Below are 22,483 nucleotides of genomic sequence, written 5' to 3' on the forward strand. Positions count from 1 at the left end.
TACCTACCGCATCCGTAACCAAAACCTTATCGTTGCCTCCGCTTAAAATATTTTCGGTCTGCACGGCGTTGTCCGCCAATTTCGCATTGGTCACCGCATCGTCCCCAATTTCCAATATTACATCGCCCAACAAAGCATTTACATCCCCGTTCACGTCAATGGTATTGGATGTAATATTACCATCACCTGCAAGGCTACTTAGATCTGCATTAAAAGTTCCTCCGTTCTCAAGGGTAAGTGTCAATTGATTGTTGACTGGGTTAAAGCTAAAAACTTGAAGTTGTTGGCTGTCCGTAGATGTCAACTCCCAAGAGTCCCCATCCCAAAAGTATATTGTTCCAGAATTCGTATTTACATATATATCCCCAGCATCGGCACCAGTGGGAGCTGTTGTTCCTGGTGTAGTAACAACGGTACCGCTTAACACCTCGCAATTGCACTGGTCTTCTAAATTGACTGTTGTTTGCGCCAAGGCAAATCCAGAAATTAGAAACATGATTATAACAATCCCCTTCTTCATGGTTTATTCTTTACTTAAGTTGGTCCTTATTGGTGTGGTTTAACAATCGTAAATATTCAATATTGCTGTAATTGAAGTAAACAGTTGTATAACACCATACAAAATTAGCCGTATACCCGGCCGCGGGAAATAAATGTTGTGTAACACTCCATTTGTACTGTCTATACATGGATAATTGAGGTTTTGATATATCCCTACACCTATTTTCAAATGTTTTCACTCGTCGATCAACCCAATAATAGCAACACTTGACAAATATCAATTACAGCAAAAATTTATGGATTGAAAGGCATTAAATTGGAAGTAGTCCACTGAATTTTAAATGGATCTGTTGGCCATTATTTGAAAGATTTATTGCCAATTTTATACATACTAAGGCAAAAAAAAGTCGGCTTTAGATAGTTGAAAGAAGCATATAAAAACCACTGCTAGGAGGAGTATCGAATGGACAGCCAATCATTAAATATCCGTATAACCCAGGTTAAACAACCACTAATTCTTTCTAACGCGATGGGTAATTCTCCTATTGGTAATAACCGTTCCCACCCTAATCGATAACAAAGCAGCATCAGAAGCCAAGCCCGTACAGCTTGTGCCCGACTTTGAAACTACGACGCGGTACCTGTAGCCATTTTTATCCAGTTCTGCCGTTAATACGCTGAGTGTGGAAGATTGAGTGCCTGAATACTCCCCCCCGTCCACAATATTATTGAAGGTAGTTCCCCCATCGGTACTTACATGCCATTGGTAAGTATCCACATGATTTGCAGTGACCGTAAAATTGGCCGATGCACCTACCAAAATGCTTTGATCCGTTGGTGGCGAGCTTATGGTAAAAGGATTTACCGTTATCGTTTGCGTTACGTCCGTACTATTCCCTGCATCATCGGTAATCCGATAAGTTCGGGTAATAATCTCCGGATTACTACCGCCATTGCTAGTATCACTTACAAAGACGACGGCAGGATCTGTTGTACAATTATCGGCCTCATCCGTAACAACGTTTATATTCGGTGTAGGAACCTCAGCACTACAAAAGACGGTACTCGGGGCGGGGTTACTGGCTGTAGGGTCAATATTGTCTACCCAAATTCTGGTAACCGCGGAGATATCGGGAGGTGATGGATCGCCATCCATTCCGCCATACTCTACCAGATATCCTTTTGGTTGATAATTCCCGCTGCCTGCCCCCGTGTTGGACAAGTCGTTCCAAGAACCATCGAATCCTGTTCCTGGAGCGTTGATATGGGCATAATCCTCATTTCCGGAATTATTGGGTTCCCCATTGTTCCAATTGGCATAATTAAACGGTATTGTGGTATTTCCACCTGCCCCCCCATTCCAAAACTGAGTGCCTGCCTCAGGACCGGTTACCCATAACCACTGACCTTCAACTACAGTATCACTGGCACCTATCCAACCTGCACCGCTTGACTGTTTTCCCAACAAATCCGCTTCCTCCGGCAACGTCAATGTAGCCAAGTACCCTTGCAGTCCATAAAAAGTCCTAAGTGCTGCCGCATCCCGCGCTGCAGTCCATGTAATACCAAGTGCCGGGATATATTCATAATAATGTTGTGTAGATTCCAAATAATTGGCCTCTGCCAAAACAATCGAAAATTCCTTCATGGTAGCGGAAACCGAAGGGGCCGTAGTATTGAACCGAACTTCTGAAATCGCTGCTTCAAACTGTGTTAAAGTGGCAGGGCCTATCAAACTGAGCTTTCCTTCCGAAACATTCCAGGTGGCTGTAATATCCGGATGTGATCCCGTCAGGGCAAGCACATCGCCCGTGTTATCGTAATTTGTCGTTATTTGAATATAGACCGACCAAATAGTGGTATCGTCCGGGTCGGTTATAGAAACTGTTTCTACGATTGGAATTGCTACTCCCGGACAATACACTTGGTTCCCCGTTGCATCAATGGATGGTGGCAAGTTAATAGCATCGTTTGTATCATCCCTAAAATCAACATCACCTCCTGTCACAGCGTCATTATCAAAATCTGGAAGGGCTATAGAACCGCCATCCGTATTTAAAGGGTTGTCTATCCTACCTCCCGGATCCCCATAACCGTTGGTTGTATCTATGGCATTGTCCAATCCATCATTATCCGTATCACTGCCGGAAAGGGTTATGCCCGCTTCCGCCCTATCATCCGGTCCCTGATCATCACTATTGGTATCCCTAAAATCGGGTACCCCATCCCCATCAGTATCTATCGGGATCAACCCATTTGTTCCATATGCATTATCCAATCCATCATTATTGGAATCGGATCCCGTTGGAGAGATATTTCCTGTAGTAGTCTGGGCCTCTACGTTATCCGGTATTCCGTCCCCGTCACTGTCCAGATCCAAATAATTTGGCAATCCGTCCAAATCCGTATCAATTGAATAACACCCTCCATCCCCATAACTGGCGCCATACACCCTGGCACCAACTTGGTAGGCCTCTATCCTAATATATTCCAAGGAACTACCGCTTACCGTAAAAGTATACTGGGAAATACTACCACTGGGCACTCCATTGGCATTGGCCAAAAATCCATTATTGCCCCCGGCCGCTGTAGAACGTTGAATCTGCATATCCGAGGTAGATACTGCTGGATCCGCGCCCAAAAAAACCGTGATCTCGGTACCGACTGTAACTAGTTCCGGAAACCGTAAAAGGAGTCTTGAACTCGACCCCGGATACACGGATATCGGGTTATAGGCATATGTATTTCCCGGTACTCCCTGGGCATTGGAAGCATTAGTAAAATGTTGGATATTGGAGGCGATTTCGGCAACCCCCCCGCTAACAGTACCACATTCATTCATATTCAATATTCCGTCATTATCGGCATCAACATCCGAACTATCCGGAATGCCATCGCCATCCGTATCCAATAAAGGTGCCGCACAATCGCCGAAAAGAACACTGAATGGAATTAATTGCTTGGAAATAGACGGTCCCTGATACCTTACTTCGAGTACTTCACCTCCTCCATTCTCATAAAACAACACTTCTATTTGATGAAAACCGGGGGTTAAGTTTACAGTACCATTTCTTTCTTGGGAACCATGATCACCATCATTATTTACAATCTGCACCCCATCGATATACAGTTTTGAACCGTCATCCGAGGTTGTAAAAAAAGTATATGTCCCTTCGGTTACAATTTGTATATATCCGGTATACCTAATGGCGAAGGAATCTGCGTCACCAGGATCCACAGTGTTTTGAAGGGTGCCAACATTAAAACTTCCAATTTGTCCGGTGGACAGGGCCCCGGAAGAAGGAATATTATCTACAGAATTTCCGGAAGGTACCAAATCATAAAACTCATAATCCAAAGTGTTTGCACAGATTGGCGGGGTACCTACCAAAAGTAAATTGTCAAACCGATAACTGTCGTTGCTCTCATTGGTTGAAAAATTAGCCTCCAATTCCAAAATAGAACCTATGGGAATTGGAAAGGAATAATTACTGCTTGGAAATAATACTGGACTCACTAAGGTTACCCATGTTCCACCATCCAAACGATATCTAAATGAAAAACGATCCCCACCCTCAATATTATTTGTAGCCATATCAAAACTAACATTTAGGTCGCTCAAACCTATTATATTGATCGGAGCCGTCCTCCAATAACCGGACGAACTGGAAGACCTTGTTTCAATTCTGTTGGATCGAATGCGGACACCATTACCGGACGACCAATTGGAGCTGGAAATTCCCGTTCCTGTCCCAGTAACTACATCATTGGAATACGTAAAATTCTCGCTCCAAATTGTGGCCTGGGAGAATAAGGTAGAGGAAGTGAATAGAACAAAATATAGAAATAGCCGTGTTACTGTATTACCTATTCCTTTTCCATGGCTGGTCATAATGGTTTGGATTTGCTGTTACCTTGTAAAAAATATCATTCCAATAAAGGAAACATCCTGACTTTTTTATGTTGCCAAAAAAATCATGATATGTACAAGGTATAAAACTAATCTACCCTTAGCCCTTTAAGAAAAAAATGTTGTAAAACAGCAGGAATGATATGCCAAGAGCATTAAATACCCTTGTATGTCCTAAATTCTTAGTTTAAAATATTGGTTTATCAGGTTGGCACCAATCTGGTTGTACCGTAAATAAATTGACAGACCGGAATTAAAAAAATGCGGTCGTTTAACGGACCGCATTTTTAATATAAATTTTAGTGATTCTATTATTCCAATATAATAAATTCCGATCTGCGATTTAATTGATGTTCATCCTTGCTGCATTTAACCCCATTACTACATGAGTTCACCAAACGGGTTTCCCCAAATCCTTCGCCTTCCAGCCTATTACTGTCAATTCCTTTGGAAATCATATAGGACACAGTGGATTCCGCCCTTTTTTGGGACAACCACAAATTATAGGCATCATCCCCCTGACTATCCGTATGGGAAGTAACCTTAAGTTTTAAGCTTGGATACTTTTCCATTGCGGCAATTACTTTTTGAATCTCTATTTCGGCGTCTGGCCTAACTTTATATCTGTCAAAATCAAAATAAATAGTACTCAACTGCAACAATTTGGCCAAATCGTCCCCGTAGCCGGCCGTTACGGTATCCCTTTCCAAGTAAAAATCAACTATCAACGGTTTACTATCGGATAAATTAAGGTATTCTTCGGAAGGTACATATCCTTGCATAGTGGCCCTCACAAAATTACCTTTATTACAGTCTATGGTGATACTGTAGTCGCCATTTGAATCCGTAATTACCGATGCCAATTCTTCGTTATTTTCATCAATAACCTTCACTGTAGCCCCTACCAAGACCTCATTGGATATTTTATCCCTTACTGTACCCGTAATAGGCTTTATACAGTCAAATTCCAATTTTCTGGTCTCTACAAAGCTATATATATCGTCATCGCCCACTCCATTCTCCCGGTTTGAAGCAAAATAGCCGTTTCTGGTTTCTTCGTCTATAATGAAGGTAAAATCATCCAACCCACTATTAACTGGTTTTCCAACATTTAAAACGGTCCCTATATATTGGCTGTTGGAAATTTTGGTTGCAAATACATCCAGGCCTCCCAGTCCGGGGTGCCCATCGGACGAAAAATAAAGTACATTTTCACTGGTTACGTAGGGGAAGGTTTCCCTAGCTTCCGTATTAATAATATTTCCCAAATTTACTGGAGTTCCATAGGTGCCATCACTATTAACGGCTACTTTAAAAATATCGGATTCCCCATAAGACCCGGGCATATCGGACGCAAAATATAACAGCTTTTCGTCCGGACTAAGTGTAGGGTGGGCTACGGAATAGGATTCACTATTAAAGGGAAGTTCCTCAATTTGGGCCCATACTCCATTTTCCTTTACCGCCTTAAAAATTTTTATCCTAACAACCCCTTTCCCGTCTTTTACGGTTTTACCATCAGTGAGATTATTTCGGGTAAAATAAAGGGTGTTACCGTCCTTGGTAAAGACCGAGGTAGATTCGTGATATCTGGTATTTATTCCGTCTCCAAATTTAACCACCTTGTTTTCAGAAAGACTGTCGGCATTTATCTTGTATAGATCCAAGAAGTCCTTGGAATTCCATGTATGTCTATATCGTGCCAAATTACCAGTATCCCTATCCGAAGAAAACAATAATCCCTCTCCGTAAAATGATGGGGCAAAATCCGAATATCTGGAATTAAAAGCAAATTTGCCAATATCATACCTCCCGGAATTTCTCTCTATTTCCGCCAAATAATCCCTTTCACTAATATAAAGGTTGGCCCTAACATCTGCCGAAGTTATTTGGGAAAACTCTGCCATTACATCCTTGGACAAATCATATTCCCCCAAAGATCTCAAAGTCTGGGCATATCTAAAATAATACTCCGGCCCAACTCCCTCCTTGTATTCACTTAGAAGTCTTTTGTAAATTTCCGCTGCCTCTTTATACTCAGCATTAAAATAATAGGAATTCCCCAGCTTCATCAACAAATCCGCTGAGGTGTATCCCTTGTCCAATACACGTTTATAAATATCAATGGCCGGACTAAAAGAATAGTCGCTATATTTTTCATCTGCCTTATTTATCAGTCTATCCTGGGCAACGAGAGCATTTCCTAGGACAGAAAATAATACCATCAGCAAAAAAAATCTTTTTATCATTTTATTTTTTTTTAAAAGAAACGCGGAGATACCATTCTTCGGAACGACCTAACCAATTCAAATCTTAAAAACACTTCAAAGGAACCGTCATTAAATTGTGTACCTCCCAACTCTGTAGTTTCCCTGTCATATGCCAGACCGATCATGAACTGATCACTCAGCTGAAAGCCCACAAGACCGCTTAATGCCGCATCCCATCTATAGGCGGCACCAAAGCTAAACTTGTCATTGAACAGAAAACTGGCAGATAAGTCGATTTGTAAAGGTGCCCCACCCACAACTTTGGTCAACACTGCCGGCTTAAACTTAAAATTATTGTTAAGGTCAAGGACGTAACCGGTTATCAAGTAAAAATTCATTCTTTCCTTTGAAAGAAATTGTACCGAATTGGGATCTCTTTGGGAATTATCAAAATATTGGGTCTCCATTAAGTTTGGTGCGGATAGACCTGCATAAAATTTATCGGTATGATAATATACGCCTACTCCAAAGTTAGGAGAAAATTTATTATCAATATTGTCCCCTTGTATATTCTCGGAATCAAAATTGTTCAATCCATTAAAATCCAGACTCAACATATTTCCCCCAACTTTTAATCCGAAGGATAATTTGGCATCCAAAGCAACATCAACGGTATAGGATAATACCGCATCCAACTGGGTTTCCTGAACCACACCGTCGCCAATATTGTCATTGATAATTGAAATCCCGTAACCCAATCTGCTATTCCTAATGGGTGAATGCAGGTTTAAAGTCTGTGTTTTGGGCGCGCCTTCCAAGCCGACCCATTGGGACCGGTATAACGCAGCTGCACTTAATTGCCCCCTAGATCCTGCATAGGCAGGATTTACACTCATTGTATTGTACATATACTGGGTATACTGTGCATCCTGTTGGGCATATAATCCCACAAAAATGAAAAAAAATATTAGCACGGTTACGAGGCAACTCTTTTTATACATCATCTACTATAAAATATTTTACTCGATAATCGAGATTTAAATGCTCCGACGCTTGCCCGCCCGTGCCGTTCGGACGGGCCTGCCCGTTCCGTTCAGGCGGGGCGTCGAAATCAAACTTGAATTTCCTTTCAATGTCTCGTGGACCTGCCTTTGTCGGCAGACAGGCTTGCCCCGAGGTAGTTTACTTACTCACATAAATATAACCACTATCTGTAATATTCTGCTGTTTATTTTCATATTGGAAAATATAATAATAAACTCCTGCAGGTAAATAATTGTTTCCTGCAACAGTGGATTTTGCCTTGGACCTACCGTCAAATACATTATTCTGGTTATTATACCCTTTTCCTTCATATACGGAAACACCCCATCTATTGAAGATTTTCAAGGAATTGTTATTGGCATTTCTAACCCCTCTAATAAATAGGAAATCATTTTTTCCATCCGAATTAGGGGTAACTAGTTGATTTACTTCAATTATTTCATCCCCATCCCCTTCTTCTATGACTACTGTTACCGTGGCAGTATCGCAATTTTCCGGATTGGCCACTTCGCAGATCATATAGTCTATAGTGTAGGTACCAATGGCAGTACCAGGGGCCACGCTAACACTGCCATCCCCGTTTATAGTGAGCTCCTCCGTTGGTGTTGAGCTAAGCACTACATCTGCCGCTGCGACCGGATTTCCGTTAAGGGCATCATTGTCAAGTACGTTACTGTCAGGGATTAGACTTGTATTATTTGTGTCCGAAATATATGTATCATCCACGGCATCGATTATGTTGCCCATTTCAGGGCCTACCTGGACGGTCACAGTGGCCGTATCACAATTGTCGGTATTGGCTACTTCACAGATGGTATATTCAATAGTGTAGGTACCATCTGCAGTTCCGGGTGCCACACTAATACTGCCATCCCCGTTTATAGTGAGTGCGTCCGTTGGTGTTGAGCTAAGCAATACATCCTCAGCAGCTATCGGATCCCCGTTTAAGGTATCGTTGGCAAGTACATTGTTATCAGGGATTTCTCCGCTAACACCCGTTGCTACAGTATAGCTATCATCCATAGCGTCCAATACATTATCCATTTCGGGACCTACCTGAACCGTTACCGTGGCCGTATCACAATTGTTGGTATTGGCCACTTCACAGATGGTATATTCAATGGTGTAGGTACCATCTGCAGTTCCGGGTGCCACACTAACACTGCCATCCCCGTTTATAGTGAGTGCGTCCGTTGGTGTTGAGCTAAGCAATACATCCTCAGCAGCTATCGGATCTCCCTTTAAGGTATCGTTGGCAAGTACATTGCTATCAAGTATCGCACCACTGGCATCGGTATCCAAGTTGTAACTGTCGTCCACCGCATCGATCATATTGTCCAAATTAGGGCCTACCTGAATGGTTACCGTGGCCGATGCACAAACATTAGGATTAGGGATAACATTGCAAACCTGATAAATAATCGTAACAACTGTATTAGATTCAGATGCTACAGGAGCGTAGGACAAGAAGCCCGTTTCTTCATTAAAGGAAATGGTACCCAAGGCGCTACCACCAATTGTAGACAAGGTGGTTATTCCCAAATTGTCCGGGTCATTATTGGGCAAGTAATCATCGTTCTCTAAAATATTGATCGCTACTTCTGTCAGCGCAGGGGTTGACCCTGAATCATCCCTTGCCGTTGCAACAAGTGGATCAGGATCAGTTCCGTTTGGATTTCCGTCATTATCACAATCAAGCACTTCCCAATCTACGGTAGGGGTCAAGGTAACACTTTCTGGATTATAATCACAGGGGTCCAACGGATCCGTGCCATCTTCTTTCTCGTCCTCATTGGTCACCCCATCCCCATCACAGTCTGTATCGTTCCAAGTGTTGGATGGTGTTACGGTTTGATGGGCCAGAACAAAATCACAGGAATCCAAGGGATCCGTACCGTCTTCCTTCTCGTCTTCATTGGTTACCCCATCACCGTCACAATCTGCTTCCAAATAGTCGCCGCTCTGGTCCAAGGTGATATGTTCAGGATTGTAATCACAGGGGTCCAACGGATCCGTGCCATCTTCTTTCTCGTTCTCATTGGTTACCCCATCGCCGTCACAGTCGGCTGTTAAATAGACACCATTTTGATTTAAGGTTACACTTTCAGGAATATAATCACAAGGGTCATATGGATTAGTGAGGTCCTCCTTTTCCTGTTCCGTTGTTACCCCGTCCCCATCATCGTCAATGTCACGATAATTTACATCATCTACACCGTCAGTATTTGGAAGATCCCCCGCCGGATCATCTATTTCATCATTTACGTCAAAGCCATCATTAATTTCGCCTCCTTCATAACCATCATCCAAACCATCCCCATCACTATCGGTCCCACTAAACATCTGATCTGGAATACCATCAAAATTAAAGTCATTCCCCTCAATATTATCCAGAACCTGATCGTTATCCGTATCCAAGTCCAAATAATCAGGTAAATCGGCCCCATCCGTATTCACAGGAACAAGACCTTGGTTGACAGGCCCATCATAGGCATTATCCAGCCCATCATTGTCATTATCCATTCCGGTAGGGGGTATATATCCGTCTGTTGTTTGAGCCTCTATATTATCTGGAATACCGTCATTATCAGAATCTATATCCACCCTATCAGGGTAACCATCACCATCAGAATCTATATCCTTACTAAAGCTAATTGTTTGCGGGTCAACAAAATTATCCAAGCAAGAAAATTGAATTCCAGATTGTCTTGGAACATTAGTTGTAAAATTATCATTGGTTGACGTTTGAATGCCAAAACGGAATATAAAAGAACTTATATCCAAAAATTCGACAGCTACATTAACCGACGGATGGGCATTGGATATCCCATCATATTCCTTAATTCCTCCATTTATCAATAAGCCCCCAGAAGTATAGTTCACCTCAACCTCTGTAGGGTCATCATATGTGTAACTTACCGGCGTATCGAATCTATTGAATTCCTGATATTGACTATTACCATCTACGTCTATAAAATTGGCAATCAGCTCATCAAGAACAGCCGTTTCCATTGTACCCTTTTTAACCATGGAAATCCTTAAATCCACATAAGGTCTTCTTACATTATCGGTTGTTGTAAACTCGATCTCGGGTTTAAAAAACTCAGGATCAACCGAATTTTGATCCAAGATGCTAATTCGGCCATTTACCACCTTCTCTATAGTCACCAAAGCATCCAAATCACTTGTAACATTGGAAAATCTGTAAACCGCACCTTCAGATAGGGCAATTCCAGATTCCAAAGTTGGCGTATTACTAAAATTTAAATTAGGTACTGTTTTACAATCGAAATCCCTACTCAGGACACTGGACTCAAGACTATCGAGGATTCCATCGTTGTCTGAGTCTAAATCCAAATAATCTGGAAAACCATCACCATCCGTATCCACAGGAATTAGACCACCTCCGCTACCAGGAGGAAGTTCATAGGCGTCGTCCAATCCGTTATTGTCACTATCAATTTTTGAAGGGGGAATATAATATAGGGAAGCCTGTGCTTCGATAATATCTAAAATTCCATCATTATCAGAATCCACATCCAAATAATTAGGAATACCATCGCCATCCGGGTCAATGGACCCCTCAATTGAATCAATAATACCGTCACCATCTGAATCAATATCAATAGAATCGGAAACCCCATCTCCATCGGAATCCAAATAAACTTGGCCATATGATAATAATGAAGGGATGTTGTCAAAGGAAGAAGTATATACAAATGCCAAAACCAACAAAGCTAAACTCAAGACACCTCTTACTTTTCCTTTAATATTAAAGAAAGTAATTTTTTCCATAAATGATAGTTTTATATCAACTAATCACCATGGCATAATAGTCAAAAACAAGTGTAAGAAGTTGGGGCCAACTCCAAAATTAGGTGCAAGATATATTTAAAAAATCAATACTCATAAGCTTTTCAAACCATAAATTATATAAAATCTGCCAATAACCGTAATCCTCGACAAAGTGTTGATTAATCATAAAAATGACAGTGGATATATTCTGTTAATCCACTAGAAATCGTCGGTTAAATAGTAATGTTATGTAAACTTTTTCCTAAAAATAAAGTAATGGTAAATCATTTTACATTGAATGATGACTTTTATTCTTAGACCAGCCTGCCCGATAACCTAAGAATAGATTAGCATGATTTCCATTTAGTCCAAAGTCGGGGAAAAATTATTATTCCCCACATTTCTCGAATATCCGCCATTTTATACTTCTTTACCGTATTTACACGTATTTGCTGGTTGAAAAAAATTAATTTGACTTATTTTTGCCGAAATCAAATAATCAATGAGTTTTAGGGAACAAATTGAAAGAAGAAGGACTTTCGGTATAATTTCACATCCCGATGCGGGAAAAACAACACTTACGGAAAAACTACTGCTTTTTGGAGGTGCTATTCAGGAAGCGGGAGCTGTGAAAAACAATAAGATAAAGAAAACTGCTACCAGCGACTTTATGGAAATTGAAAAACAAAGGGGCATTTCGGTAGCTACCTCTGTTCTTGCCTTTCTATACAAGGACAAAAAAATAAATATCCTGGATACCCCCGGTCACAAGGATTTTGCGGAAGATACATTTAGAACCCTAACTGCTGTTGACAGTGTAATCGTTGTTGTAGATGTTGCAAAGGGTGTGGAGGAACAAACCGAGAAATTGGTAGAGGTATGCAGAATGCGCAACATCCCGATGATCGTATTCATTAACAAATTGGACAGGGAAGGGAAAGATGCCTTTGATCTATTGGACGAAGTAGAACAGAAATTGGGCCTTTCTGTAACCCCTTTAAGTTTCCCAATAGGTATGGGTTATGATTTTAAGGGCATCTATAATATTTACGAAAAAAACATCAATCTTTTTAGTGGGGACAGTAAAAAGAATATTGAGGACACCATAGCCTTCGACGATATAAACAACCCACAGCTCGAAAAAATCATAGGTGCCAAGGCGGCCACAGAACTTAGGGACAATTTAGAGTTGGTCAACGGCGTATACCCTCCGTTTAACAAGGAAAATTACCTTAAGGGAACACAGCAACCTGTCTTTTTTGGCTCTGCCCTGAATAATTTTGGGGTAAGGGAACTGTTGGACTGTTTTATAGATATAGCTCCCTCACCACGGGCCAAAATGGCCGAAGAACGCTTGGTCCAAGCCAATGAAAAGGAATTAACGGGCTTTGTATTTAAAATACACGCCAATATGGACCCCAAGCATAGGGATCGTCTAGCCTTTATAAAAATAGTTTCGGGCACTTTTGAAAGAAACAAACCCTATTTACACGTTCGTCAGAACAAAAATTTAAAATTCTCCAGTCCCAATGCATTTTTCGCCGAGAAAAAAGAAATTGTGGATATATCCTATCCAGGCGATATCGTTGGATTACATGATACCGGAAATTTCAAAATTGGGGACACCCTAACGGAAGGTGAAGTGCTACATTACAAAGGCATTCCCAGTTTTTCGCCCGAACATTTTAGGTATATCAATAATGCCGATCCCATGAAAGCCAAACAGCTTAATAAAGGAATAGATCAGTTGATGGATGAAGGGGTTGCCCAGTTATTTACCCTAGAAATGAATAACAGAAAAGTTATAGGAACCGTAGGCGCCCTACAGTTTGAAGTAATACAATACCGTTTGGAACACGAATATGCCGCCAAATGTACTTATGAAAATTTTCCGGTTTACAAGGCATGCTGGGTAGACCCTAAAGATAAAAACAGTGAGGAATTTAAGGAGTTTAAACGCGTAAAACAAAAGTTTCTGGCCAAGGATAAGCGAAAACAACTCGTTTTTCTTGCAGATTCCCAATTTTCACTGCAAATGACACAGCAAAAATATCCCAATGTAAAACTTCATTTTACTTCAGAATTTAATTAAAAGTTATGAAGTTATATTGTTATGAAAAAAGGCTATACAAAAACCAGCCTTGAACGGAACACTTTTCAATATAGTTTCCAATTGCCTTAAAAAAGAGAGAAAAGAATAGAGAAGAAAGACAAAGTACTCGCTAGAATATAGTTGTGGTTATGGAGTTATGAAATAAGCCATTATAGCAACACTTGATCAAAAAAAACTTTAAACCTTAAACATTTAACCTTCGCCTTTTCAGCTCTAGGCACTTTTTTTGCCCACTGCAACTGCAAACCTCTGACTTTCCTGGAACCTTGAACTTCAAACCAATCTTCAGGCCTCACCCGTTGGTCCAAAATTTAATGGAATGGGCGGCTGCTCATAATCCTTAATGGTTCCATGGGCCTTTTCGAAGCGATTTACATTATCACCAAGCGCCTTTAGAAATTTCTTGGCATGTTGTGGGGTAAGTACAATTCTACTTTTGACCTTTGCCTTGGGAGCTCCTGGCATCATACTAATAAAATCCACGACAAATTCAGAAACCGAATGATTGATTATAGCCAAATTGGAATAGATTCCCTCAGCTGTCTTTTCATCCAATTCTATATTGATCTGTTTTTGGTTTTGGTCTTTATCACTCATTATAAAAATGATTACCTATTACTATTTAATTAAATGTCATAGAACAACCTAATTGTAAATTGTCCAAAAAAAAACCTCGGTGAATAACACCGAGGTTCCAATTATTTAAAATTTCAATTCCTCTTTGCGGGCCATGATTTCATTGTATTCCTCTTTGGAACCTACAATGATATTTTCATAATCCCTCATTCCCGTACCTGCTGGTATTTTATGTCCAACAATTACGTTTTCTTTCAATCCTTCCAGAGTATCCACCTTACCACTTACTGCGGCCTCGTTAAGTACTTTGGTCGTTTCTTGGAAGGAAGCGGCCGAAATAAACGATTTTGTCTGTAAGGAAGCACGTGTAATTCCTTGTAGGATTGGTGTTGCGGTTGCAGCAACAGCATCCCTGGCAGAAACCAAATTCTTATCATTACGTTTAAGAATTGAGTTTTCATCCCTTAACTCACGGGCGCTTACAATCTGACCCGGTTTCAAGTTTTCGGAATCACCGGCATCTTCCACCACTTTCTGTCCAAAAATCTCATCGTTCTCTTGAATGAAATCATCCTTGTGAACCAATTGATTTTCCAAGAAAATAGTATCTCCCGGATCTTCAATACGTACTTTGCGCATCATTTGACGAACCACTACCTCAAAGTGCTTATCATTGATCTTCACCCCTTGCAAACGATATACTTCCTGAACTTCGTTCACCAGATATTGTTGCACGGCAGAAGGTCCCTTGATCGCCAATATATCCTCAGGAGTAATTGATCCATCGGACAACGGCATCCCGGCACGCACATAATCATTTTCTTGAACAAGGATTTGGTTGGATAATTTAACCAAGTATTTCTTAACCTCGCCCAATTTGGATTCGATGATTATTTCACGGTTACCTCTCTTTATTTTACCAAAGGAAACAACACCATCAATCTCGGAGACAACGGCAGGGTTAGACGGGTTACGGGCTTCGAACAATTCGGTTACTCTTGGAAGACCACCCGTAATATCCCCGGCCTTGGCCGATTTACGAGGTATCTTGACCAAAATTTTACCTTCATTGATCTTATCTCCATCATCTACCATAATATGCGACCCAACCGGAAGGTTATAGGAACGCAAAACTTCATCCTTATTGTTCTTGATCAATAGGGTTGGTATTAATTTCTTGTTTCTGGATTCCGAAATCACTTTCTCCTGGAATCCAGTTTGTTCATCGATCTCTACTTGATAAGTTACCCCTTGCTCTATATTCTCATAGGCGATCTGTCCAGGGAATTCTGAAACAATAACCCCATTGTATGGATCCCAAGAACAAATAACTTGACCTTTCTCTATTTTTTCACCATTCTTAATGAACAACTGCGAACCGTAAGGAATGTTATTGGTACTTAAGGTTATCCCGGATTTAGCATCTACGACCTTAATCTCCGATGTCCTGGAAATTACAATATCCGATTTCTTACCTTCCCCATCTTGACTTGAAACTATCCTTAAATCTTCAATTTCTGCAATTCCACCAAATCTGGCTTCCAATTTATTTTCTTCGGAAATGTTACCTGCAATACCTCCTACGTGGAAAGTACGCAATGTTAACTGTGTTCCCGGCTCCCCGATAGACTGAGCAGCTACTACACCAACGGCCTCACCCCTTTGAACCATTTTATTGGTAGACAGGTTTCGCCCATAACACTTACCACAGATACCTTTTTGGGCCTCACATGTCAAGGCGGAACGCACCTCTACTTTTTCAACAGGGGATGCCTCTATTTTCTTAACATCCGATTCCATTATTTCCTGACCTGCCCTTAAAAGCAATTCCTCGGAAATAGGATCATAAACATCATGCAAGGAAACCCTACCAAGGATACGCTCCCCTAAAGTTTCAACGATCTCTTCATTTTTCTTAAGTGCCTCTACCTGAACCCCTCTAAGTGTTTCGCAATCCTCAATATTGATGATTACATCTTGTGAAACATCCACCAAACGACGTGTTAGATAACCGGCATCCGCAGTTTTCAAAGCCGTATCCGCAAGACCCTTCCTGGCCCCGTGGGTAGATATAAAGTATTCAAGAATGGATAGTCCCTCTTTAAAGTTGGACAAAATGGGGTTTTCAATAATTTCCCCACCTCCAGCTGTAGATTTCTTTGGCTTCGCCATTAACCCTCGCATACCGGTCAACTGACGGATCTGCTCCTTGGAGCCCCTTGCACCGGAATCCAACATCATATACACCGAGTTGAATCCTTGTTGATCCTCACGAATACGCTTCATTGCCAATTCTGTCAACATAGCATTGGTAGATGTCCAAACGTCGATTACCTGATTGTAACGTTCGTTATTGGTAATAAGACCCATGTTATAGTTGGCCATAATACCATCTACCTGTGTATTGGCATCCGCAATCATTTCATGCTTTTCCGGCGGAATAATAATATCTCCTAAACTAAAGGACAATCCACCTTTAAAGGCGAACTCGTACCCCATAGTTTTTATCTTGTCCAAGAACTCCGCAGTTGTTGGAACATCGGTAACACTTAAAATATTACCAATGATATCCCTAAGCGACTTCTTGTTCAGTACCTCATTAATGTATCCTGCCTGCTCCGGAACCACCATGTTGAACAAAACCCTACCAACTGTTGTTGGAATGATCTGGTTAACCAATTCCCCTGCCGTATTAAAATCTTTGGCGCGTACCTTAATACCCGCGTTAAGATCCAACTTCCCTTCATTAAAGGCGATAACCACCTCTTCATAGGAATAAAAGGTCAAACCTTCCCCTTTTACCGTTAGTTCCGGAGTAGACTTTCTCTCTTTGGTCATATAATATAGACCCAAGACCATATCCTGTGATGGAACGGTAATAGGTGAACCGTTTGCAGGGTTCAAAATATTATGCGATGCAAGCATCAAAAGTTGCGCCTCCAAAATGGCTTCCGGTCCCAAAGGCAAATGAACTGCCATTTGGTCCCCATCAAAATCCGCATTAAACGCAGTACATACCAATGGGTGCAAACGTATGGCCTTACCTTCAATAAGTTTTGGCTGGAACGCTTGAATCCCCAGTCTGTGCAATGTAGGAGCCCGGTTTAAAAGAACTGGATGTCCTTTCAATACATTTTCAAGAATATCCCAAACAACCGGTTCTTTCTTGTCTATGATCTTCTTCGCAGACTTCACTGTTTTTACAATTCCCCTCTCGATCAATTTACGGATTACAAAAGGTTTGTACAGTTCAGCTGCCATATCCTTGGGCAAACCACATTCGAACAACTGCATTTCAGGTCCAACGACGATTACCGAACGAGCGGAATAATCCACACGTTTACCCAAAAGGTTTTGACGGAAACGGCCTTGCTTTCCTTTCAAGGAATCTGAAAGTGACTTAAGTGGCCTATTGGATTCCGTTTTAACTGCAGATGCCTTACGGGTATTATCGAACAAGGAATCTACTGCCTCCTGGAGCATACGTTTCTCATTTCTAAGAATCACCTCAGGAGCCTTGATCTCGACCAATCGCTTAAGACGGTTGTTTCTTATGATGACCCTTCTATATAGATCGTTCAAATCCGAAGTTGCAAAACGGCCACCATCCAATGGCACCAATGGACGCAGCTCGGGTGGAATAACAGGAATCACCTTCATGATCATCCAATCCGGTCTGTTTTCCCTGTTTTCTTGGGATTCCCTCAAAGCCTCAACTACTTGAAGTCTTTTCAGGGCCTCGGTCTTACGTTGTTTGGAAGTTTCAGTATTGGCCTTATGTCTCAATTCATAGGACAATTGGCTCAAATCTATTCTTGCCAAAAGATCAATAAGACATTCCGCACCCATTTTAGCAATAAACTTGTTTGGGTCCGTATCTTCCAAGTATTGATTTTCTTGTGGAATGGAGTCCAGTATATTCAAATACTCCTCTTCGCTCAAGAAATCCATTTTTTGGATTTCCTCACCATCGGGTCCCTTGGCGATGCCTGGCTGAATTACTACATAACGTTCGTAGTAAATGATCATATCCAATTTCTTGGAAGGCAACCCTAATAGGTAACCAATTTTATTGGGCAGGGAACGGAAATACCAGATATGGGCAACAGGAACTACCAAATTAATGTGTCCTACCCTATCCCTACGTACCTTTTTCTCTGTAACCTCTACCCCGCAACGATCACAAACAATACCACGGTAACGGATTCTTTTGTACTTTCCACAGGCACATTCATAATCCTTTACAGGACCAAAAATACGCTCACAGAATAGACCGTCCCGCTCAGGCTTGTGCGTTCTATAGTTAATAGTTTCAGGTTTTAGAACCTCACCTCTTGACTCTGCCAAAATAGCTTCTGGAGATGCCAAACCGATTGAAATTTTATCGAACCTTTTAATGGTATTATTATCTTTTAGTCTAGCCATAACTATATTCTGATACTAATTTAATTCTTGTTATTAGGAATAGTGTTCAAAACCAATCCTTGTTATTCTTCCAATCTAATATCCAAACCTAATCCCTTAAGTTCGTGCATTAATACATTGAAAGATTCTGGCAAACCAGGTTCAGGCATGGTCTCTCCCTTCACGATAGACTCATATGTCTTGGCCCTACCTATAACATCATCCGATTTAACGGTCAATATTTCGCGTAGTGTTGCAGAGGCACCATATGCTTCCAGTGCCCAAACTTCCATCTCTCCAAATCGCTGTCCTCCAAATTGAGCCTTACCACCCAACGGTTGCTGAGTAATAAGTGAGTACGGCCCAATGGAACGGGCATGCATCTTATCGTCCACCATATGTCCCAATTTCAACATATAGATAACCCCAACGGTCGCCGGCTGATCAAAACGCTGACCGGTACCGCCATCGTAAAGATAGGTATGTCCAAATCTTGGAATACCGGCTTCATCGGTATAGGCATTGATTTCATCCAAGGTAGCACCATCAAAAATTGGGGTCGCATACTTCTTCCCTAACTTTAATCCGGCCCATCCTAAAACTGTTTCATATATCTGTCCGATGTTCATACGGGAAGGCACCCCTAACGGATTCAATACGATATCCACAGGTGTTCCATCCTCTAGGAACGGCATGTCCTCATGGCGCACAATTCTGGAAACGATACCTTTGTTTCCGTGACGACCTGCCATTTTATCGCCCACCTTGAGTTTACGCTTTTTAGCAATATAAACTTTGGCCAATTTCATGATACCGGCAGGTAATTCATCCCCTACAGAAATAGTGAACTTGTCCCTTCTTAGGTTACCTTGAAGGTCGTTCAGCTTTATCTTATAATTATGCAAAAGATCGGTTACCATGCTATTGCTATCCTTGTCAGTTGTCCAACTTCCACCAACCAAATGGGCAAAATCATCAACCGCGTTCAACATTTTCATGGTGTACTTCTTCCCTTTTGGCAACACTTCTTCCCCAAGATCGTTCAATACCCCTTGGGAGGTTTTGCCGTTGACCAATGTAAATAGTTTTTCAACCAATACATCTTTCAACTGCTGGAACTTTACTTCGTATTCCAATTCCAATTTGGAAAGTTCTTCCTTGTCCTCGGAACGCTTACGCTTATCCTTAACAGATCTTGAGAACAATTTCTTGTCTATAACGACCCCTCTAAGTGATGGGGACGCCTTTAAGGATGCATCTTTTACATCCCCGGCCTTGTCTCCAAATATGGCGCGTAACAATTTCTCTTCAGGAGTAGGATCGGACTCTCCTTTTGGTGTGATCTTGCCTATCAGAATATCTCCAGGTTTAACTTCGGCACCAATACGGATCATTCCGTATTCATCCAAATCTTTTGTAGCTTCCTCGGAAACATTGGGAATATCATTGGTCAATTCCTCAGCTCCCAATTTGGTATCCCTGACCTCCAAGGCGTACTCATCAACATGGATGGATGTAAAAATATCCTCGCGAACCACTTTTTCAGAAATTACGATCGCATCCTCAAAGTTATATCCTTTCCAGGGCATAAATGCTACTACCAAGTTTCTTCCAAGGGCCAATTCACCATTCTCGGTTGCGTACCCTTCACAAAGTACCTGTCCTTTTTTAACCTTATATCCCTTTTTAACAATTGGTTTAAGATTAATACTTGTCCCTTGGTTTGTTTTTCTGAACTTGACCAACTCATATGTTTTGGAATCCTCTTCAAAACTTACCAATCTTTGCTCTTCGGTACGGTCGTATTTAATAGTGATTTTTTGGGAGTCCACATATTCTATGACACCATCCCCTTCTGCATTGATCAACACCCTTGAATCTGACGCTACCTGACGCTCCAAACCTGTACCTACAATCGGGGATTCCGGTTTTAATAATGGAACTGCCTGCCGCATCATGTTAGATCCCATCAAGGCCCTGTTGGCATCATCGTGTTCCAAAAATGGAATCAAAGATGCCGAAATGGAAGCTATCTGGTTGGGCGCAACATCCGTATAATGAATTTCCGAGGGATCCACTACTGGAAAATCCCCTTCATCCCTTGCAATTACCTTTTCTGCAGTTATTGTTCCTTTTTCATCCATGGGAATGTTTGCCTGGGCAATTTTCATTCCTTCCTCTTCCTCCGCACTCAAGTAGGTAAAATCATTGATATTTACCGTACCGTTATCCACCTTGCGATATGGTGTTTCGAGGAAGCCCATTGGGTTGACCTTGGCAAATACCGAAAGTGATGAGATCAATCCAATATTAGGTCCTTCCGGGGTTTCTATAGGACAAAGTCTGCCGTAGTGCGTATAATGCACGTCACGTACCTCAAACCCGGCCCTTTCCCTGGAAAGTCCACCTGGTCCCAATGCCGACAATCTTCTTTTATGTGTAATCTCGGCCAATGGATTTGTTTGATCCATAAACTGTGATAACTGGTTGGTACCAAAGAAAGAGTTGATCACAGAAGACAAAGTCTTGGCGTTGATCAAGTCTATCGGGGTAAACACTTCGTTGTCACGTACGTTCATACGTTCACGAATTGTTCTGGCCATACGTGCCAGACCAACACCAAATTGCTGGGACAATTGTTCCCCCACTGTCCTTACCCTACGGTTGGAAAGGTGGTCAATATCATCTATTTCAGCTTTTGAGTTGATCAGTTCGATCAAATATTTAATGATGGTAATGATATCTTCCTTGGTCAGGACCTGTTTGTCCATTCCAATATCCAAGCCCAATTTTTTGTTCATCCTATAACGTCCAACCTCACCAAGGTTATACCGTTGATCGGAGAAGAACAATTTATCTATAATACCACGCGCTGTCTCCTCATCCGGTGGTTCGGCATTACGCAATTGACGATAAATATGTTCAACAGCCTCTTTTTCAGAGTTTGTTGGGTCTTTTTGAAGGGTGTTATGGATAATGGCATAATCGCTTTGTGCATTGTTCTCTTTGTGCAAAAGAATAGTCTTCACATCAGCTTCCAAAATCTCGTTTATGTGATCTTTTTCCAATATAGTATCACGGTCCAGGATAATCTCATTTCTCTCAATAGATACCACTTCGCCAGTATCCTCATCCACAAAATCCTCATGCCATGTATTCAAAACCCTGGCCGCCAATTTACGGCCCAATACTTTTTTTAGACCGGTATTGGAAACTTTGACCTCTTCCGAGAGGTCGAATATCTCCAAAATATCCTTATCCCTTTCAAAGCCAATAGCCCTGAACAAGGTAGTAACCGGTAATTTTTTCTTTCTATCGATATAGGCGTACATTACACCATTGATATCCGTTGCAAATTCTATCCAGGAACCTTTAAATGGAATAACCCTGGCAGAATACAATTTAGTTCCGTTGGCGTGGAAGGATTGACCAAAGAAAACCCCGGGAGAACGGTGTAATTGGGAAACAACAACACGTTCCGCACCGTTGATGACAAAGGTACCGCTAGGGGTCATATAAGGAATGGTCCCCAAGTACACATCCTGTACTATGGTCTCGAAATCCTCATGCTCGGGATCCGTACAATATAATTTTAATCTTGCTTTTAATGGAACACTATAAGTTAGTCCACGCTCTATACATTCTTGAATGGAATATCTCGGTGGATCAATGAAATAATCTAAAAATTCTAATACGAACTGGTTCCTTGTGTCTGTAATGGGAAAGTTTTCCATGAAGGTGTTGTACAACCCTTCATTGCCCCTTTCGTCAGATTTGGTTTCAAGCTGGAAAAAATCTTGAAATGATTTAATCTGAATGTCCAAGAAATCCGGATAATTCGGCGTGTTCTTAGCGGATGCGAAACTTATTCTTTCAGTCTGATTTGTGAACATCTATGGACAAAATTTTGATCGTGAATACTATAATTGG

General features: G+C 41.4%; 9 protein-coding genes. 1 reads left to right on the forward strand and 8 read right to left on the reverse strand.

The window, feature by feature from the left end; translation table 11 throughout:
* The 5 genes from D0S24_RS10750 to D0S24_RS10770 all read right to left on the reverse strand — a co-directional run.
* The coding region (locus D0S24_RS10750; RefSeq protein ID WP_147321448.1) for a hypothetical protein at nucleotides 1-520 on the reverse strand (520 nt) is incomplete at its 3' end.
* Between the two features lie 492 nt (nucleotides 521-1,012).
* The gene (locus D0S24_RS10755; protein WP_117019895.1) at nucleotides 1,013-4,393 is read right to left on the reverse strand and encodes a PA14 domain-containing protein; all 3,381 of its coding nucleotides are present in this window, start codon (nucleotides 4,391-4,393) and stop codon (nucleotides 1,013-1,015) included.
* A 329-nt stretch (nucleotides 4,394-4,722) separates the two neighbouring features.
* Nucleotides 4,723-6,660, reverse strand: a complete 1,938-nt coding sequence (locus D0S24_RS10760; protein WP_117019896.1) for an OmpA family protein — start codon at nucleotides 6,658-6,660, stop codon at nucleotides 4,723-4,725.
* 11 nt (nucleotides 6,661-6,671) lie between these two features.
* Nucleotides 6,672-7,622: a type IX secretion system membrane protein PorP/SprF gene (locus D0S24_RS10765; protein WP_117020226.1), complete on the reverse strand. Its 951-nt coding sequence runs from the start codon at nucleotides 7,620-7,622 to the stop codon at nucleotides 6,672-6,674.
* 181 nt (nucleotides 7,623-7,803) lie between these two features.
* Nucleotides 7,804-11,460 (reverse strand): gliding motility-associated C-terminal domain-containing protein, encoded by a 3,657-nt coding sequence (locus D0S24_RS10770; RefSeq protein WP_117019897.1) that lies wholly within the window; start codon nucleotides 11,458-11,460, stop codon nucleotides 7,804-7,806.
* A gap of 502 nt (nucleotides 11,461-11,962) precedes the next feature.
* On the opposite strand from D0S24_RS10770, the gene D0S24_RS10775 reads away from it, so the two are divergent.
* Nucleotides 11,963-13,552 carry a peptide chain release factor 3 gene (locus tag D0S24_RS10775; protein WP_117019898.1) on the forward strand — a complete coding sequence of 530 codons (1,590 nt, stop codon included), beginning with the start codon at nucleotides 11,963-11,965 and terminating at the stop codon, nucleotides 13,550-13,552.
* A 306-nt stretch (nucleotides 13,553-13,858) separates the two neighbouring features.
* Here D0S24_RS10775 and D0S24_RS10780 read toward each other — a convergent pair whose 3' ends face one another.
* The 3 genes from D0S24_RS10780 to rpoB form a co-directional block, all read right to left on the reverse strand.
* On the reverse strand, nucleotides 13,859-14,170 hold the full coding sequence (locus D0S24_RS10780; RefSeq protein WP_031444824.1) for a DUF3467 domain-containing protein: 312 nt from the start codon (nucleotides 14,168-14,170) through the stop codon (nucleotides 13,859-13,861).
* 105 nt (nucleotides 14,171-14,275) lie between these two features.
* Nucleotides 14,276-18,574: a DNA-directed RNA polymerase subunit beta' gene (gene rpoC / locus D0S24_RS10785; RefSeq protein ID WP_117019899.1), complete on the reverse strand. Its 4,299-nt coding sequence runs from the start codon at nucleotides 18,572-18,574 to the stop codon at nucleotides 14,276-14,278.
* A 62-nt stretch (nucleotides 18,575-18,636) separates the two neighbouring features.
* The gene (gene rpoB, locus D0S24_RS10790; protein ID WP_117019900.1) at nucleotides 18,637-22,446 is read right to left on the reverse strand and encodes a DNA-directed RNA polymerase subunit beta; all 3,810 of its coding nucleotides are present in this window, start codon (nucleotides 22,444-22,446) and stop codon (nucleotides 18,637-18,639) included.
* Nucleotides 22,447-22,483 lie beyond the last annotated feature (37 nt).

Origin of the sequence: Arenibacter sp. P308M17 (assembly GCF_003426735.1) — a bacterium.
GTDB lineage: Bacteria > Bacteroidota > Bacteroidia > Flavobacteriales > Flavobacteriaceae > Arenibacter.

Excerpts from the sequence above, each read along its gene's own strand:
- D0S24_RS10755 (WP_117019895.1), bottom strand. The coding sequence starts at position 4,393 with ATGACCAGCCATGGAAAAGGAATAGGTAATACAGTAACACGGCTATTT.
- D0S24_RS10760 (WP_117019896.1), bottom strand. The coding sequence starts at position 6,660 with ATGATAAAAAGATTTTTTTTGCTGATGGTATTATTTTCTGTCCTAGGA.
- D0S24_RS10765 (WP_117020226.1), bottom strand. The coding sequence starts at position 7,622 with ATGTATAAAAAGAGTTGCCTCGTAACCGTGCTAATATTTTTTTTCATT.
- D0S24_RS10770 (WP_117019897.1), bottom strand. The coding sequence starts at position 11,460 with ATGGAAAAAATTACTTTCTTTAATATTAAAGGAAAAGTAAGAGGTGTC.
- D0S24_RS10775 (WP_117019898.1), top strand. The coding sequence starts at position 11,963 with ATGAGTTTTAGGGAACAAATTGAAAGAAGAAGGACTTTCGGTATAATT.
- D0S24_RS10780 (WP_031444824.1), bottom strand. The coding sequence starts at position 14,170 with ATGAGTGATAAAGACCAAAACCAAAAACAGATCAATATAGAATTGGAT.
- rpoC (WP_117019899.1), bottom strand. The coding sequence starts at position 18,574 with ATGGCTAGACTAAAAGATAATAATACCATTAAAAGGTTCGATAAAATT.
- rpoB (WP_117019900.1), bottom strand. The coding sequence starts at position 22,446 with ATGTTCACAAATCAGACTGAAAGAATAAGTTTCGCATCCGCTAAGAAC.